Source organism: Kaistella chaponensis (assembly GCF_900156725.1).
Lineage (GTDB): Bacteria > Bacteroidota > Bacteroidia > Flavobacteriales > Weeksellaceae > Kaistella > Kaistella chaponensis.
On the sequence record NZ_FTOI01000009.1, the window covers coordinates 96,980 to 112,224 of the forward strand.

At 35.5% G+C, this 15,245-nt stretch carries 14 protein-coding genes; 7 read left to right on the forward strand and 7 right to left on the reverse strand.

Going from position 1 to position 15,245, the window contains the following annotated elements; genetic code table 11:
* The first annotated feature begins 1 nt into the window (after window position 1).
* The 7 genes from hisD to hisIE all read left to right on the forward strand — a co-directional run bounded on the left by hisD (window position 2) and on the right by hisIE (window position 6,201).
* The gene (hisD, locus tag BW932_RS10260) at window positions 2–1,297 is read left to right on the forward strand and encodes a histidinol dehydrogenase (protein WP_076387414.1); all 1,296 of its coding nucleotides are present in this window, start codon (window positions 2–4) and stop codon (window positions 1,295–1,297) included.
* Complete coding sequence (gene hisC, locus BW932_RS10265; RefSeq protein WP_076387415.1) at window positions 1,287–2,315, forward strand: histidinol-phosphate transaminase; 1,029 nt, start codon at window positions 1,287–1,289, stop codon at window positions 2,313–2,315. Before hisD ends, hisC begins: the two co-directional genes overlap by 11 nt.
* Window positions 2,312–3,406, forward strand: coding sequence for a bifunctional histidinol-phosphatase/imidazoleglycerol-phosphate dehydratase HisB (gene hisB, locus BW932_RS10270; RefSeq protein WP_076387416.1), 1,095 nt, complete (start codon window positions 2,312–2,314; stop codon window positions 3,404–3,406). The genes hisC and hisB overlap by 4 nt, the downstream gene beginning before the upstream one ends.
* Window positions 3,403–3,984 (forward strand): imidazole glycerol phosphate synthase subunit HisH, encoded by a 582-nt coding sequence (hisH, locus tag BW932_RS10275; protein WP_076387417.1) that lies wholly within the window; start codon window positions 3,403–3,405, stop codon window positions 3,982–3,984. Before hisB ends, hisH begins: the two co-directional genes overlap by 4 nt.
* 162 nt (window positions 3,985–4,146) lie before the next feature.
* Window positions 4,147–4,860 carry a 1-(5-phosphoribosyl)-5-[(5-phosphoribosylamino)methylideneamino]imidazole-4-carboxamide isomerase gene (gene hisA / locus BW932_RS10280; RefSeq protein WP_076387418.1) on the forward strand — a complete coding sequence of 238 codons (714 nt, stop codon included), beginning with the start codon at window positions 4,147–4,149 and terminating at the stop codon, window positions 4,858–4,860.
* A 1-nt stretch (window position 4,861) separates the two neighbouring features.
* Complete coding sequence (hisF, locus tag BW932_RS10285) at window positions 4,862–5,614, forward strand: imidazole glycerol phosphate synthase subunit HisF (RefSeq protein WP_076387419.1); 753 nt, start codon at window positions 4,862–4,864, stop codon at window positions 5,612–5,614.
* On the forward strand, window positions 5,611–6,201 hold the full coding sequence (hisIE, locus tag BW932_RS10290) for a bifunctional phosphoribosyl-AMP cyclohydrolase/phosphoribosyl-ATP diphosphatase HisIE (RefSeq protein WP_076387420.1): 591 nt from the start codon (window positions 5,611–5,613) through the stop codon (window positions 6,199–6,201). Before hisF ends, hisIE begins: the two co-directional genes overlap by 4 nt.
* A 54-nt stretch (window positions 6,202–6,255) precedes the next feature.
* Here the strand turns inward: hisIE and BW932_RS10295 are convergent, their stop codons facing one another.
* The 7 genes from BW932_RS10295 to BW932_RS10325 form a co-directional block, all read right to left on the reverse strand.
* On the reverse strand, window positions 6,256–7,449 hold the full coding sequence (locus BW932_RS10295; RefSeq protein WP_076387421.1) for a M28 family peptidase: 1,194 nt from the start codon (window positions 7,447–7,449) through the stop codon (window positions 6,256–6,258).
* Between the two features lie 445 nt (window positions 7,450–7,894).
* Window positions 7,895–8,239, reverse strand: a complete 345-nt coding sequence (rplT, locus tag BW932_RS10300; protein WP_076387422.1) for a 50S ribosomal protein L20 — start codon at window positions 8,237–8,239, stop codon at window positions 7,895–7,897.
* A gap of 118 nt (window positions 8,240–8,357) precedes the next feature.
* Window positions 8,358–8,555 carry a 50S ribosomal protein L35 gene (gene rpmI, locus BW932_RS10305; protein WP_076387423.1) on the reverse strand — a complete coding sequence of 66 codons (198 nt, stop codon included), beginning with the start codon at window positions 8,553–8,555 and terminating at the stop codon, window positions 8,358–8,360.
* A 204-nt stretch (window positions 8,556–8,759) separates the two neighbouring features.
* Complete coding sequence (gene infC / locus BW932_RS10310; protein WP_185113915.1) at window positions 8,760–9,266, reverse strand: translation initiation factor IF-3; 507 nt, start codon at window positions 9,264–9,266, stop codon at window positions 8,760–8,762.
* Between the two features lie 84 nt (window positions 9,267–9,350).
* Window positions 9,351–11,276 carry a threonine--tRNA ligase gene (gene thrS, locus BW932_RS10315; RefSeq protein WP_076387425.1) on the reverse strand — a complete coding sequence of 642 codons (1,926 nt, stop codon included), beginning with the start codon at window positions 11,274–11,276 and terminating at the stop codon, window positions 9,351–9,353.
* Between the two features lie 358 nt (window positions 11,277–11,634).
* The gene (locus BW932_RS10320; RefSeq protein WP_076387426.1) at window positions 11,635–11,826 is read right to left on the reverse strand and encodes a hypothetical protein; all 192 of its coding nucleotides are present in this window, start codon (window positions 11,824–11,826) and stop codon (window positions 11,635–11,637) included.
* 340 nt (window positions 11,827–12,166) lie between these two features.
* A complete protein-coding gene (locus BW932_RS10325; protein ID WP_076387427.1) occupies window positions 12,167–14,920 on the reverse strand; it encodes a M4 family metallopeptidase in 2,754 nt (917 codons plus the stop codon).
* Window positions 14,921–15,245 lie beyond the last annotated feature (325 nt).

The window sequence follows — 15,245 nt, forward strand, 5'->3', positions numbered from 1 at the left end:
TATGAAAAACATTAGTAAATATCCAGAAAAAAATACATGGGAAACTCTTCTAGAAAGACCCGTGCTGGAAAAAAAGGATTTAAGAAATACCGTCGCAGAAATTTTCTTGAAAGTAAAAAATGAAGGAGACTTAGCTTTAAAGGAATTTTCTGCAAAATTTGATCAAGTAACCATTGAAAACTTCTTAGTTTCTGAAAAGGAGATCGAATCTGCAATTACTGAAGTTTCTGAGGAACTAAAAACGGCGATCAAGCAAGCAAAAGAAAACATTTATAAATTTCACCTTGCTCAAAAAGCGGAATCTGAAGAAATTGAAACCGCAAAAGGTGTTTTTTGTTGGCGAGAATCCAGAGCGATAGAAAATGTAGGATTGTATATTCCGGGTGGAACCGCACCTCTTTTTTCTACCGTTTTAATGTTGGCTGTTCCCGCTCAAATTGCAGGTTGCAAAGAATTGATTCTCTGTACACCGCCACAAAAAGATGGTTCCATCAATCCCGCGATTTTATTTACGGCACAATTGTGTGGAATTACAAAAATTTTTAAAATTGGTGGTGCTCAAGCAATTGCAGCTTTAACTTCGGGTACAGAAAGTATTCCGAAAGTGGATAAAATTTTTGGCCCTGGAAATCAGTATGTCACACAAGCGAAACAATTGGCGATGGAATATAATGTAGCGATCGATCTACCGGCTGGTCCAAGCGAAGTTTTGGTGATTGCAGATGAAACTGCAGATCCACAGTTTTGTGCGGCAGATTTGCTTTCGCAAGCGGAACACGGAACCGATTCGCAAGTGATTTTTATTTCCACGGACGAAGGCATTTTTAATGAAACTTTAAAAGAAATCGAAAAACAAGTCGCTGAATTACCCCGAAATGAAATTGCAAAGTCAGCTTTAGAAAACAGCCGATTTATCTTGATGAATTCTGTGGAAGAAGCTCTTGAAATGAGCAATTATTATGCGCCGGAACACTTAATTTTATCCGTAGAAAACCCGAGAACTTATATTTCAAAAATCAATAATGCGGGTTCTGTTTTTCTTGGAAATTATACGCCAGAATCTGCGGGAGATTATGCAAGCGGAACCAATCACACGTTGCCAACCAACGGTTTTGCCAGAAATTACAGTGGCGTTTCTCTGGACAGTTTCGTTAAGAAAATCACCATTCAGGAGATTTCAAAAACCGGAATTCAGAATATTGGAAAAACGATAGAAGTGATGGCAGAAGCGGAAGGTTTAACCGCTCACAAAAATGCAGTTTCACTTCGCTTAAAATCTTTAGAAAATGGAATTTAACATCGAAAATATAATTCGTCCACACTTGTTGGATTCGAAATCTTACACAAGTTTGCGCAATTCTTACTTAAAAAAGGAAGTGGTTTTATTGGATGCCAATGAAAATCCATTTGGATCCTACAACCGATATCCAGATGCGGAACATCTTCAATTGAAGCGGAAATTAGCAGAAATAAATGAAGTACAGCCAGAGCAATTATTTTTAGGAAACGGAAGTGATGAGTTGATTGATTTGGCGATGCGAATGTTCTGCGAACCAACCCAGGATGCCATACTGGTTTTCAATCCGAGTTTCGTGATGTATGAAATTTCTGCAAAATTAAATAATCTTGATGTTGAGAAACTTCAGTTAAATTCAGATTTTCAATTAGAAAAAGAGGTTTTTCAAGACGTTATTTCAAAAACAAAGGCTAAAATTTTATTTCTCTGTTCGCCGAATAATCCGACTGGCAATTCAATTGACGATTTAGAATTTTATATTCAGAGTTTTGCAGGAATTGTGATCGTGGATGAAGCCTATATTGAGTTTTCCAAAGAAGTTTCTGCGGTGAGTTTGCTTGCTAAATATCCGAACTTAATTGTTCTAAAAACTTTATCAAAAGCTTATGGAATGGCAGGTTTAAGAATAGGAGTCGGATTTGCTTCACCAGAAATTGCTGTGCTATTCAATCAATTTAAACCACCTTACAACATCAGTTCAGAAAGTCAAAAACTGGCTTTAAAACAATTGGAGAATCTAGAGGAATTGCAAAAAAATATCTCAATTATTTTAAAAGAAAGAGATCATTTGAAAGTTGGTTTAGAAAAATTAAGTTCAGTCAATAAAATTTTTCCTTCCGATGCCAATTTCTTTCTCATTGAATTTAAAAATGCAGAAACCGCTTATCAAAAGTTATTAGAAGAGAATATTCTGACGAGTTTAAGACATCCCGCTTTGAAAAATTGTCTGAGAATTACGGTGGGAACAGCAGAAGAAAATTCAAAATTATTAAACGTTTTATCCAAAATACCATCATGAAAAAAGTATTATTCATCGACCGCGACGGAACATTAATTTTAGAACCGCCTACAGATTTCCAGGTGGATTCTTTAGAAAAATTAGAATTTTATCCAAAAGTAATTCAGAATTTGGCCAAAATCGTGATTGAACTCGATTACGAATTGGTGATGGTAACGAATCAGGATGGTTTGGGAACGGATTTTTTTCCAGAAGAAGATTTCCGGATTCCTCAAGAAAAAATGCTGAAAACTTTGGAAAATGAAGGAATCGTTTTTTCTGATCTTTTGATTGATGACAGTTTTGAATCGGATAATTCGCCGAACAGAAAACCACGAACCGGATTGCTTCAAAAGTACATTTACGGAAATTACGATCTAAAAAATTCTTTCGTTATCGGTGATCGAAAAACAGACGTAGAATTGGCGAAAAATCTCGGAACGCAATCTATTTTTATCGCAAATGAAAATTTTGAAGAGGCCACTTTAGCCACGCAAAGTTGGGATGAAATCTATCAATATTTAAAGCAAATTCCGCGAAAAGCAAAAGTGAACCGCAAAACGAAGGAAACCGAAATAACGGTGGAATTAAATCTTGACGGTAGTGGAAAATCGAATATCAATACGGGTTTACCATTTTTTGATCACATGTTGGAACAAATCTCCAAACACGGAAATTTTGATCTGGAAGTGAATGTTAATGGTGATTTGGAGGTTGATGAACACCACACGATTGAAGATACCGCTTTGGTTTTGGGTACTTGTTTTGAGCAGGCTTTAGGTTCTAAAAAAGGCATTGAAAGATATGCTTTCGCTTTACCGATGGACGATTGTTTGGCGCAAGTTGCGTTGGATTTTGGCGGACGAAACTGGCTCGTTTGGAACGTTGATTTTAAACGTGAAAAAATTGGCGATGTTCCTACAGAATTGTTTTATCATTTCTTTAAATCATTCACCGATACAGGAAAATGCAATCTCAATATTCAATGTGAAGGTGACAATGAACACCATAAAATAGAGTCCATTTTTAAAGCATTTGCGAAAGTTTTGCGCGATGCAGTGAAGCAGGATCCAAACAATTTTTCCATCCCAAGTACCAAAGGAATATTATGATAGCGATTATTGATTATGTGGCGGGAAATGTAAAATCCGTAGAAAACGCAGTGCAAAAGTTGGGTTTTGAAACCATCATTACCTCAGGTTTTGAGGAGATCAGAAACGCTGAAAAAGTTATTTTTCCAGGTGTTGGTGAAGCTTCAACAGCGATGAAATATTTAAAACAGAAAAATTTAGAAAAATTAATTCCGACTTTGAAACAACCTTTTTTGGGAATTTGTTTAGGACAACAATTGCTATGTGATTTTTCTGAAGAAGGAGCAACCAAATGTCTCGGAATATTTGATTTGAAAGTGAAGGAATTTCCGTCCACAGATATTGTTCCACACATGGGTTGGAATAATTTGCAAAAGTTGCAAGGACCGCTTTTTGAAGGAATTTCAGAACTCGATAATTTCTACTTTGTTCACAGTTATTACTGCGAAGTTGGGGAATTTACCACGTCTGAATGTGATTATATTTTGCCATTCAGTGCGACTTTACAGAAAGATAATTTTTATGGAACACAGTTTCACCCCGAAAAATCTGGTGACGTTGGTTCTAAAATTCTAGAAAATTTTTTAAAATTAAAATAAAAGACTTTAACCACAAAAGTCACAAAAGTAAAAGTGAAATTTATTCGCTGTAAAGTTTACAAAAGATAAGCGTTAAAATTTAATCTTTTATGGACTTTTGAGTTTCTCAAAAAATTTAAAAAAAACTTTTGTGCCTTTTGTGGTTTTAAAAATAAAATACAAATGAAAATAATTCCAGCAATTGATATTATCGACGGAAAATGCGTCCGACTTTCCAAAGGAGATTACGATACGAAGAAAATTTACCATGAAAATCCTTTGGATATCGCAAAAGAATATGAAGCCAACGGAATTCAATATTTGCATTTGGTCGATTTAGATGGTGCAAAAGCGAAGACCATTAAAAACTTGAGAACCTTAGAAATTCTCGCCTCCGAAACCAATTTAGTCATCGATTTTGGCGGTGGAATTAAAACCCGGGAAAGTTTGGAAAGTGCTTTCAATGCAGGAGCAAATCAAGTGACGGTTGGAAGTATCGCCGTAGAAAATCCGGAAATTTGTGAAGAATGGATTCAAGAATTTGGTGCGGAAAAGTTAATTTTAGGCGCAGATTGTTTAGAGCGAAAAGTAAAAACTTCGGGTTGGTTAGAAAGTTCGGATCTGGAGGTGATCGATTTTATTCAATCTTATCAAAAGAAAGGATTAAAAGACGTGATTTGTACGGATATTTCCAAAGATGGAATGTTGCAAGGTCCTTCCTTCGAACTGTACAAAGAAATTTTGGGACAATGTAAAATTTCACTCATCGCGAGTGGCGGAATTTCCTGCATGAAGGATTTGGAGGACTTAAAAGTACTCGGCTGTTCCGGAGCGATCATTGGAAAAGCCTTGTATGAAGGGAAAATTACGTTAAAAGAACTTCAAAAATTTTTATAAAATGTTGAAAAAAAGAATTATTCCGTGTTTGGACATCAAGGATGGAAAAACCGTAAAAGGAATTCAGTTTGAAGATCTTAGAATTGCCGGAGATCCTGTGGAATTGGCGAAAAAATATGTCAAAGATGGCGCAGATGAATTGGTTTTTCTGGACATTACCGCAACTTTGGAAAACAGAAAAACCATAATTGAACTCGTAGAAAAACTGAGTTTAGAAATCAATATTCCTTTTACGATCGGTGGCGGAATTTCCTCGGTTCAAGATGTAGAAGCTTTGTTGAAAGCGGGAGCTGATAAAATTTCCATCAATTCTGCTGCTGTTCGTCGTCCGGAATTGGTCCGGGAAATCGCGCAGCAATTCGGAAATCAATGCGTGGTTATAGCGATCGATACTAAAAATATCGACGGTGAAGATTATGTTTTCATTAATGGGGGAAAAATTCAAACGGAATTGAAAACTTTGGATTGGGTAAAAACCGTAACTGATTTAGGAGCGGGAGAAATTTTACTGACTTCCATGGATTTCGATGGAACAAAAAATGGTTTCGATACCCGAATATTACTGAATATTTCAAAGGTTTGTCAGCTTCCGATCATCGCTTCAGGTGGTGCCGGAAAAATGGAGGATTTCACCGAAGTTTTTACCGAAACTTCTGTTACCGGAGCTTTGGCTGCAAGTATTTTTCATTTTAATGAAATAAAAATCAGTGATTTAAAAGATAATTTAAGACAACAAAAAATAGAAGTAAGATGACAATAGATTTTGAAAAAGGAAATGGTTTGGTTCCCGTAATTATTCAGGATGATCGAACGCAGCAGGTTTTGATGTTGGGTTATATGAATCAGGAAGCACTTGATTTAACCAAAAAAGATGGACGCGTTCATTTTTTCAGCCGAACCACAAACCGAATTTGGCTAAAAGGCGAAACTTCTGAAAATTATCTTTACGTAAAAAGCATTAAAGAAGATTGTGATTCCGATGCACTTTTAATCCAGGCAAAACCTGCTGGAAATGTTTGTCATACCGGAAGTTTCAGTTGTTTTGCAGAGAAAAATTCAAAAGGATTTTTATATGAATTAGAAGAAACCATTTCAGAGCGAATTGACCAAAAGGTAGAAAAATCTTACACTTACGATCTGTATCAAAGAGGTATCAATAAAATGGCGCAGAAAGTAGGAGAGGAAGCCGTAGAACTCGTGATCGAAGCGAAAGATGACAATGCTGAACTTTTTAAAAATGAAGCTGCAGATCTGTTGTATCACTTTTTAATTCTTCTGAAAGCGAAAGGATTTTCATTAAATGAAATTGAGGAAGTATTACTACAACGGAATTCAAAATAGCATAAAAAAAAACCTGAGCAGTTGTTCAGGTTTTTTTTAATAGTAGTTAAAAAATTATTTCTTGATAATAAGTTTCTTAGTTACACTTTCGCCGTTCATGGTAATTGTAACTAAATAGACTCCATTTTTCAATTTAGAAGTATCTAGATTCTGTTGATCATTGGTTTCCTGTACTTTTCTTCCAGAAATATCTGAAATCGATGTGGTGTAACCTTTTCCATCCAGTCCAATGTTTACAAAATCATTTGCAGGATTAGGAAAAATACTGATTCTATCTTGCAAATTTTTTGAAGATTCATTTGTGGATAGAGTGATATCTGTTGCTGCCGTAGAAAAATGCTGTATTGCACCTACAACTCCTTGAGCAACATTATAAACATAAACTGGATCCATATTGATATAAGTATCACCCGCTGTGTGTGGTTTAGTACTTTGATTATATTCGAATAAACCGGTCACTACATATCCTTCTTTTTCGAATGGCATATAATCTGAACGTTCGATGTAATTATCGACCGGTGTTATGTTTGAATAATTCAATATGCTATTCTTAAACTCGGTAGTTTTTATTGCAGATGCAGCGTTATTGGTAGATGGATAAGTGGTATACATTCCACTTGGAAAAGTAGGAGTTCCGTCTTTTTCGGCGTAAATCTTGTCGTTAACCATTCCAGCTACACCACCAACTTCATCCAAATTGATTACTAAAAGGATGTCCATTCTTGGATTAGTAGCTTTTACAACATTTGTTACATAGGCTTGGCTTCCTAAAAGTCCTTGTTCTTCTCCCGAGAAATTGATGAATTTAATAGAATATTCGCTGGAAACATTTTCTAAAATCCGGGCTGCTTCTAAAATGATGCTCGTTCCTGATCCATTATCATTTGTTCCTGTTCCTGTAATGGTGTCGTAGTGACCACATATAATAAGAAATTTATTCGGATACACCGTTCCGGTTTTCGTTACAATTAAGTTTTTGGTTTGCTTTCCAGAATAGGTAAATGCATTTTCTGTGATTTCTGCAGCAGTATATCCAAAAGATAAATACTTATTCTTAAGCCAAGTAAACGCATTATTATTTGCAGTAGAACCGGTTGTTTTAACTCCAAATGCAGTAAAATCGGTTAAGAGCGTATTGATATTTGTTTGTGTAACTTGGCTTGCCCGGTTTTTATAGGCTTGTATAAAACTTTGGGAAGATGCGATGGTAGAAAGAAGAAGTAGGGATGGAAGTAGAAAACGTTTCATATAGTTTAATTTTGATTCAAATATAAAAAAAAATCCTAAACAAACGTTTAGAATTTAGAACGGATCACCAAAAAGTTTACATTAAGTTTCCTTTATATACAATACCATTGAAAGCTACTGTAATAAAGAAGAACACTATTTTTTACCTTTCTTATAAGCGGACCTAAAATAAAACAATTCTAAACCTTGCTGCATCTCAAAAATATTTACCCAAAAACACCGCTTCGTTCAGCGAAAACTAAAAAGCACGAACCTATTAAGTGATTTTTTTTTTGGTGAAATTTTACACGTCTTCTTTATTTTGTACTTGTTCTAAATGAAAAACTAGTGGTTTAAAGTACACCAAATTTTGGACCTGCTTTTCGCTATATTGTAAGAAATTATAGGCACAAAAAAAATCCCGAGAAATTCTCAGGATTTATAATTGATAACAAAAATTTTACATTTATTTTACTTGATCAACAATTGCTTTGAACGCTTCAGGATGATTCATTGCTAAATCAGCTAAAACTTTTCTGTTCAATTCAATGTTGTTCGTTTTTAGAGCGCCCATAAACTGGGAGTAAGACATTCCGTGTTCTCTAGCTCCTGCGTTAATACGCATAATCCAAAGGCTTCGGAAACTTCTTTTTTTCTCTTTTCTACCGCGGTAAGCATATTGCATTGCTTTTTGTACGGCATTTTTAGCTACGGTCCAAACATTTTTTCTTCTACCGAAAAAACCTTTAGCCAGCTTCATTACTTTTTTTCTGCGAGCTCTAGAAGCTACTGCATTTACTGATCTTGGCATAATTAAATTTGTTTTTTTGAAAAGGGCGGCAATTTATTTCATTGCACTTTTTTGCACCGTTTCAGGGTTAAATTTTCTGAATTTTTTTAATTCTTATAAACCGGTTGATTTATAAAAACTATCTTAAAGCTAATTGACGTAAAACACTTTTTTTGTCCACTTCTGCAACATAAGAAGTCTGCGTAAGATTTCTCTTTTGCTTCGTTTCTTTTTTGGTCAAAATGTGGCTTTTGAAAGCACTTTTTCTTTTAATCTTTCCGGTTCCGGTCAGCTTAAAACGCTTCTTAGCACCTGATTTAGTTTTTAATTTTGGCATTTTGCTTAATTTTATCTATTTGTTATCAATGTCATTACTAGTGAATATGCAGAAACTCTACATTTTCAGACTGCAAAAGTACGAAATTTCTTTGAATTATCATACTTCAAACAAAAAGAGACTTTTAAAAATTAAAAATCTCTTTTTTATACCTTCCCAACTCAAAATTGCTACATTTTTAAATTGGTAAATTGTTACATCAAATTACTTCGCCGGTTTTTTCGGGCTCATCATCATAATCATTCTTTTACCCTCTAATTTAGGCAACTGATCAACTTTTCCAACGTGCTCTAATTCTTGAGCCAATTTAAGAAGAAGAATTTCACCTTGATCTTTAAAGATGATCGAACGTCCTTTAAAGAAAACGTACGTTTTCAATTTAGAACCTTCTTCTAAGAACTTTTCAGCATGTTTCTTTTTGAAATCGTAATCATGCTCATCGGTTTGTGGACCGAATCTGATTTCTTTTACGACAACCTTTACCTGTTTCGCTTTTAGCTCTTTGGTCTTTTTCTTTTGCTCATAAAGAAACTTTTTATAATCCAAAATTCTGGATATAAACGGTTCTGCTTTATCGGAAATAACCACTAAATCCAATTCCAGATCTTTTGCTATTTCCAGGGCTTTTTCTAAAGGATAAACGCCTGGTTCCACGTTATCACCTACCAAACGAACTTCTCTCGCACGGATTTTTTGATTGATCTGGTGCAAATCTTCCTGAACTCGTCTTTGTGGACCTCTACCTCTGTAGTTAAATTTCTGTGCTATGGTTTCTTAATTTTAATTGTTTAAATACTAATTGCTAATTTTTGCTTCTTTTTTGAAGTACGTGATAAAGTCTTCTACACTCATTTCGCCTAAATCTCCTTCGCCTCTTCTTCTTACAGAAATAGTGCCATTCAATTCTTCGTTTTCACCGACTATGAGCATAAATGGTAGCTTGTTGATTTCCGCATCACGAATTTTTCTACCGGTTTTTTCGTTTCTTTCGTCAACTATTCCGCAAATATCGTGATTTTCCAGCAATTGTGAAACTTTTTTTGCATAATCCAAATATTTTTCGCTTATCGGCAAAATAGTGAATTGATCTGGAGCTAACCACAATGGGAAATCTCCCGCTGTATTTTCTAGCAAGATTGCGATAAACCTTTCCATAGAACCGAATGGCGCTCTGTGAATCATCACCGGTCGGTGTTTTTCCCCATCGCTTCCAGTGTACCAAAGATCAAATCTTTCCGGTAAATTATAATCAACCTGGATGGTTCCTAATTGCCATTTTCTACCCAATGCATCTTTGACCATGAAATCGAGTTTTGGTCCGTAGAAGGCAGCTTCACCATATTCTACCACATAATTTAATCCTTTTTTGATGGCGGACTGAACAATAGCATCTTCTGCTTTTTTCCAGTTTTCATCACTTCCAATGTATTTTTCTTTCTTTTCTGGATCTCTTAAAGAAACTTGAGTAACAAAATCTTCAAAACCTAGAGATTTGAAAACATAAAGCGTCAAATCAATTACATTTTCGAATTCTGCCATTAATTGATCCGGAGTACAGAAAATGTGGGCATCATCCTGAGTAAATCCACGAACTCTGGTTAAACCATGAAGTTCCCCGGATTGTTCATATCTGTAAACTGTTCCAAATTCTGCAAAACGTTTTGGTAAATCGCGGTACGACCATTGACCAACTTTGTAAATTTCGCAGTGGTGCGGACAATTCATGGGTTTCAACATAAATTCTTCCCCTTCGTTTGGAGTTTTGATGGGTTGAAAACTATCTGCTCCGTATTTATCCCAATGTCCAGAAGTTACGTACAATTCTTTTGCACCTATATGCGGCGTCATCACAAATTCATAACCAGATTTTTTCTGCGCTTCTGAAAGGAAGTTTTCTAATTTTTTTCTTAAAGCTGTTCCTTTTGGTAACCATAAAGGTAAACCTGCACCTACTTTTTCGGAGAAGGCGTAAATTCCTAATTCTCTACCAAGTTTTCGGTGATCACGTCGTTTTGCTTCTTCTAAAAGTTCTAGATATTCTGTTAGGTCTTTTTGTTTCGGGAAAGAAATCGCGTAAACTCTTGTTAATTGCTTATTTTTCTCATCGCCTCTCCAATATGCTCCCGCTGCATTTAATATTTTTACAGCTTTTACGATTCCTGTTGCAGGAAGGTGACCGCCGCGGCAAAGATCGGTGAAGTTGTCGTGGGTACAGAACGTAATTTCACCATCGTTTAAGTTGGTGATTAATTCTGTTTTATAAGGATTGTCTGCGTATTCTTTTAAAGCATCTGATTTTGAAACCGGATAAATACTGAAGGTTTCGTTTTTCTTCGCGTTCTCCAACATTTTCTTTTCGATTTTTTCGAAATCTTTTTCTGATAAAACCTCATCACCGAAATCAACATCGTAATAGAACCCTTGCTCAATTGCAGGTCCGATTGTTAATTTAGCGTCCGGATAAAACGCGATGATCGCTTGTGCCAAAAGGTGAGCGGAGGAATGCCAAAATGCTTTTTTTCCCAAATCATCGTTCCAGGTGAGCAATTGAACCGTAGAATCTGTCGTGATTGGTGTGGTATTTTCAACCTGTGTTCCGTTTACGAGTGCAGAAATAACATTTCTTGCTAAACCTTCACTGATTGATTTTGCGACGTCAAGCGGAGTTACCGCGCCTTCAAATTCTTTGATGCTCCCATCGGGAAGAGTAATTTTTATCATTTTGAACGAGAAATTTTAGGAGGCAAAAATACGGATTTTCTATGAAAGAGTCTTTTAGTTTAATGTTTTTTATGGTGTACTTGCATTATTTTGTGTGAATTTTTGAGATTTTGTGGTTCAGATCCCCACAAAGAAAAACGAAATGATATTGTAGCCCGGATTGAACATCATGTTTGAGCTCTCCCGATTTATCGGGAAGCGAGTAGTGAAAGCCGGTGGAGTCTTGGAAGTACAAAATGAAATTTCATGCTCAGAAAAATTGCTCACTCGATCGAAAATATTTCTGATTTGAATTTTTGAACTGGGTGTTTTTTAGCTGATTGATTGCGATATGGGAAAGTATGAAACGGCTAAAATACTAATTGTTGCTATTTTTTTCTGTATTGTCTGTTTTTCCGTCAACATTTAATTTAGACGTTTTTTTGATTTGCTTTTTCATGGTTTGTCCTGACCCAACTTTTTCTGATGACACGGGAATATTTGGAAAGTCTTCGTTTTGTTTAAGAACCTCGGAATCTTTTGTTTTTTTGTTGTTTTTTTCGTTGTTCATAACAATGTTTTAAAGGGTTAGACCATTTATCTTCAAAAGTGTTGCCAATCAATTTGAAAATGCAAGTTTGCCTTTTTTATTCCATCTTTTACCGAATTAATTTTTATTTCCTATCATTTCTTTGTTCACGAAGCAAAAACTTTAATTCCGAATAGGGTCATTAGGAAAAAAGTGGCCTATGATTTAATTTTTGAAATGTTTTTAAAAATATGAAATGGTCATCTTTTTGTTTTTCGCAAATTTTTATACTGATATGGTTTTAACGCAGTAAAAGCGAAATTTAATCGAAAAAAAACTGCCTCAAAGAAAACTTTGAGGCGGTTAAAAAAGGACCTAAAATTTATTTTTTGATAAATTTGCTGCTTATTTTTTGACCCGTTTTATCGGTAAGTTCAATAACATAGTTTCCTACAGGAAGCTTTTGAACATTCACTTTTTTATCGGCAGAAGTTCCGCTGTTCACGATTTGTCCGGCCGCGTTTAAAATTTTGTAAGAAAATTCTCCGCTAACTTTCGTTTGAATATTAATAATATCATTTACAGGGTTTGGATAAATTGCTGTTGAAGTATTATTGATATTTGAAGTTGCTAAAAGTTTATTGTTAACATTTAACGTATAATCTTCAATTTGACCATAAGGAATGGTGCCACAAGCTGTAGTTGGAGTTGTACTAAATCTCATGATAACTCTCATACGAACTGGTCCGGTGTAGGTATATGTTGATGGAACTGTAATACTTCCTACTGCAGGATTGTCTTTGGATGCAGCTTTTGTAAAGGCAGTTTCGCCCGCATCTAAGAAATCACCATCATTATTCCAGTCGACATAAACCACATATGCTTCATTGTAAATAGTTGCGGGCCACTCTGGAGTAATGGTAATTGGATAAATGGACTCTTTGTAGACGACTGTAGAAAGATAGGAGAAATCTTCATAACCTGCGGTACTTGTACTTGGATTATTAATGGTTCCAAATTGTACCCGCTGTATTCTTTCATCATTGGTATTTGATGAAGTAGAGGTGCAATATGTTGGGACATTCGAGGTTGTAATATTTACCGTGTTACTTTCAGAAGATACATTCTCATAAGGATCAACTGCTTTTACATAGAAATTGTATGCAGTAGAAGTAGTAAGACCTGCCATAATGGTGGTATTTATATTTCCTGCTACAGTAGCAGATTCTACACCGTTTTTAAAAATAAGGTAACGATCGATTCCGTTGGTATCTGTAGAAGCATTCCATGTTAATTTGGTTTGGGAACCTGTAGTATTTGTCGCTGTTAAAGTTGAAGGAGCGGTTGGTGCAGTTGTGTCGGGAATAGCTAAGTATTTCGCACCAATTCCCACCGCGTAGAAGGCATCTTGTGTAGCAATTGCTTCTGGAGAGTCAGCTCCGTACAGATCTTTTGCCGCTTGAATACCAAAATCTCTTGCATTTTTGTAGTTGGAAGAGGGTGTAAGATAAGTAGTCTCTAAGCGGTAAGCAATTTTTTCTGCTTTGGCAATGGTAATACCAGTTACACTGTAATTGCTTCCAATATCGTTGGTTCCAGTTTTTCCGACAGAAAGAATATAGAACCAATGGTTTAGAACTCCACTGTTGTAATGCACTCCACAATTATCATTTGTTGAAGAACTTGGAGTTACACAACCTTCTGCAACGGTTGCAGGTTTCCAGTTGATACCGCGGTAAGTATCTGGTTGTGGATTGAGCCCAGATTTCGGATTACTCATCGAGCGAAGATAGAATGGAGCAATTTTAGTAATGTCTTCACCAATCAACCAAATTTGTTTGGTAGGCGAATATTTAAATTCTGCTGTTGCGGCCCAAATGTCGGAGAAACCTTCATTCATAGCGCCGGATTCTCTGTTATAAATCAAAGCAGCTGAACTGGAACAGACACCGTGACCCAGTTCATGAGCAGTCACATCATATGCTGTTAAAGGTTTGAACGTTGATGCACCGTCTCCATAAATCATTTCAGAACCCGTCCAACCTGCGTTTTCATAGGCGTTGCCGTAATGAACGTAACTTTTGAGCAAAGTACCAAGACCGTCGTAACTATTTCTTCCAAAAGTAGTGAAGAAATAATCATACGTATTTTCTACACCCAAATGTGCATCTAACGCAGCATTATCAAATAAAGCATTGTCAAATTCTGCAGCGGTCCAGTTATTATCATTATCTTCAAAATCAACACCAGTCGAAAGTGTACTGCTTTTTTTCAAATTATAAGTTCGAATTCCGCCGCCTCGTGTCGTATCGTTTAATGTATATTTACCGGAACCTAACAAAGTAGTTTGTATCGATTGAGAGCCACTGTATCTTGTATCGGCTGTTCCTAGAACTAAAGTTGAGAAATTTTTACTAGTTTCTGCAAATGGTGCGATTGATATTGGTAACTTTTCTTCATTGCTTTGTTTCTTTTGTGCATGTTTCATAATAGCATCCACAGCAATAATTCTTCCTTCTGTTGCATCTACGAAAACATAATCTCTACTCAATGGTTGAGCGGCATATATATCAAACTTATAGGCTAAAACTAAACTGTATTTATCAACACCCTGCGAAATCGGCATATAAACCAATTCACCTGTGGGTTTTTTGTACGTGTTTTCTGCCATGTATGCATCATCTTCCCACATGTATTTGTCGGCTCCCACACTTTTAACTGCTTGTTGAAAAGCAGCGTTAGGAGAAAGTACAGGTGTTGTAATGGTTTTGTCATCCTGAAAAATTTCCCCATTCATGCTGACGAGTTTTCCATTTTGATAATGCAAAAAGTAAATTCCACCCTCTACCTTAATATTATTCTGATAAAGTTGGTATTTAGCATCCGTAAATTTACCAGTGAAATCTTTCTCAGATTTTATAAGTCGCAATTCTTCTGTAGGACGTAATTTCAAAATATCTTGAAAAATCATTTTTACAGAGCTTTCATTCAGGTTAGAATGATCATCAAAAACGGCAAGACTTATTCCGCCATTGGGATTGGTTATTCTTTGCTTAACAAGATCTTGTGCAGAAATTGAATCGGTAATGCTAAGAACGAGCCCGAGAATACCGAGCGTGAGTAATTTTTTTTTCATAATTATTGGTTTTACTTTCTGTAAAATTAATAAATATTTTGATTTTAAATTGTGAAATCGGGATAAAAATTTGAAAAACTTAGTTTTTAATAAAATTAGAGAAATTGAATTGTAGATTAATGGAATCGTCTTATTTTATCAGCAAACAAAATAAAGTGCATACTTTAGATGTTGAAAGCAAACAAGATATTGATGAAAAATATAGAAAATGGAGATTTGGTAAATGATGAATTGCTATTCGATTATCATTAAGATATTTTTTGCGAGGGGTGCTCCATTCAAATTTGGCGTATAAACGGGAATTTCATTTTCAGCAATCAAATGA

What these genes read in the sequence shown, in the direction of transcription:
- hisD (WP_076387414.1), top strand. Translation starts at nt 2, where the DNA reads ATGAAAAACATTAGTAAATATCCAGAAAAAAATACATGGGAAACTCTT.
- hisC (WP_076387415.1), top strand. Translation starts at nt 1,287, where the DNA reads ATGGAATTTAACATCGAAAATATAATTCGTCCACACTTGTTGGATTCG.
- hisB (WP_076387416.1), top strand. Translation starts at nt 2,312, where the DNA reads ATGAAAAAAGTATTATTCATCGACCGCGACGGAACATTAATTTTAGAA.
- hisH (WP_076387417.1), top strand. Translation starts at nt 3,403, where the DNA reads ATGATAGCGATTATTGATTATGTGGCGGGAAATGTAAAATCCGTAGAA.
- hisA (WP_076387418.1), top strand. Translation starts at nt 4,147, where the DNA reads ATGAAAATAATTCCAGCAATTGATATTATCGACGGAAAATGCGTCCGA.
- hisF (WP_076387419.1), top strand. Translation starts at nt 4,862, where the DNA reads ATGTTGAAAAAAAGAATTATTCCGTGTTTGGACATCAAGGATGGAAAA.
- hisIE (WP_076387420.1), top strand. Translation starts at nt 5,611, where the DNA reads ATGACAATAGATTTTGAAAAAGGAAATGGTTTGGTTCCCGTAATTATT.
- BW932_RS10295 (WP_076387421.1), bottom strand. Translation starts at nt 7,449, where the DNA reads ATGAAACGTTTTCTACTTCCATCCCTACTTCTTCTTTCTACCATCGCA.
- rplT (WP_076387422.1), bottom strand. Translation starts at nt 8,239, where the DNA reads ATGCCAAGATCAGTAAATGCAGTAGCTTCTAGAGCTCGCAGAAAAAAA.
- rpmI (WP_076387423.1), bottom strand. Translation starts at nt 8,555, where the DNA reads ATGCCAAAATTAAAAACTAAATCAGGTGCTAAGAAGCGTTTTAAGCTG.
- thrS (WP_076387425.1), bottom strand. Translation starts at nt 11,276, where the DNA reads ATGATAAAAATTACTCTTCCCGATGGGAGCATCAAAGAATTTGAAGGC.
- BW932_RS10320 (WP_076387426.1), bottom strand. Translation starts at nt 11,826, where the DNA reads ATGAACAACGAAAAAAACAACAAAAAAACAAAAGATTCCGAGGTTCTT.
- BW932_RS10325 (WP_076387427.1), bottom strand. Translation starts at nt 14,920, where the DNA reads ATGAAAAAAAAATTACTCACGCTCGGTATTCTCGGGCTCGTTCTTAGC.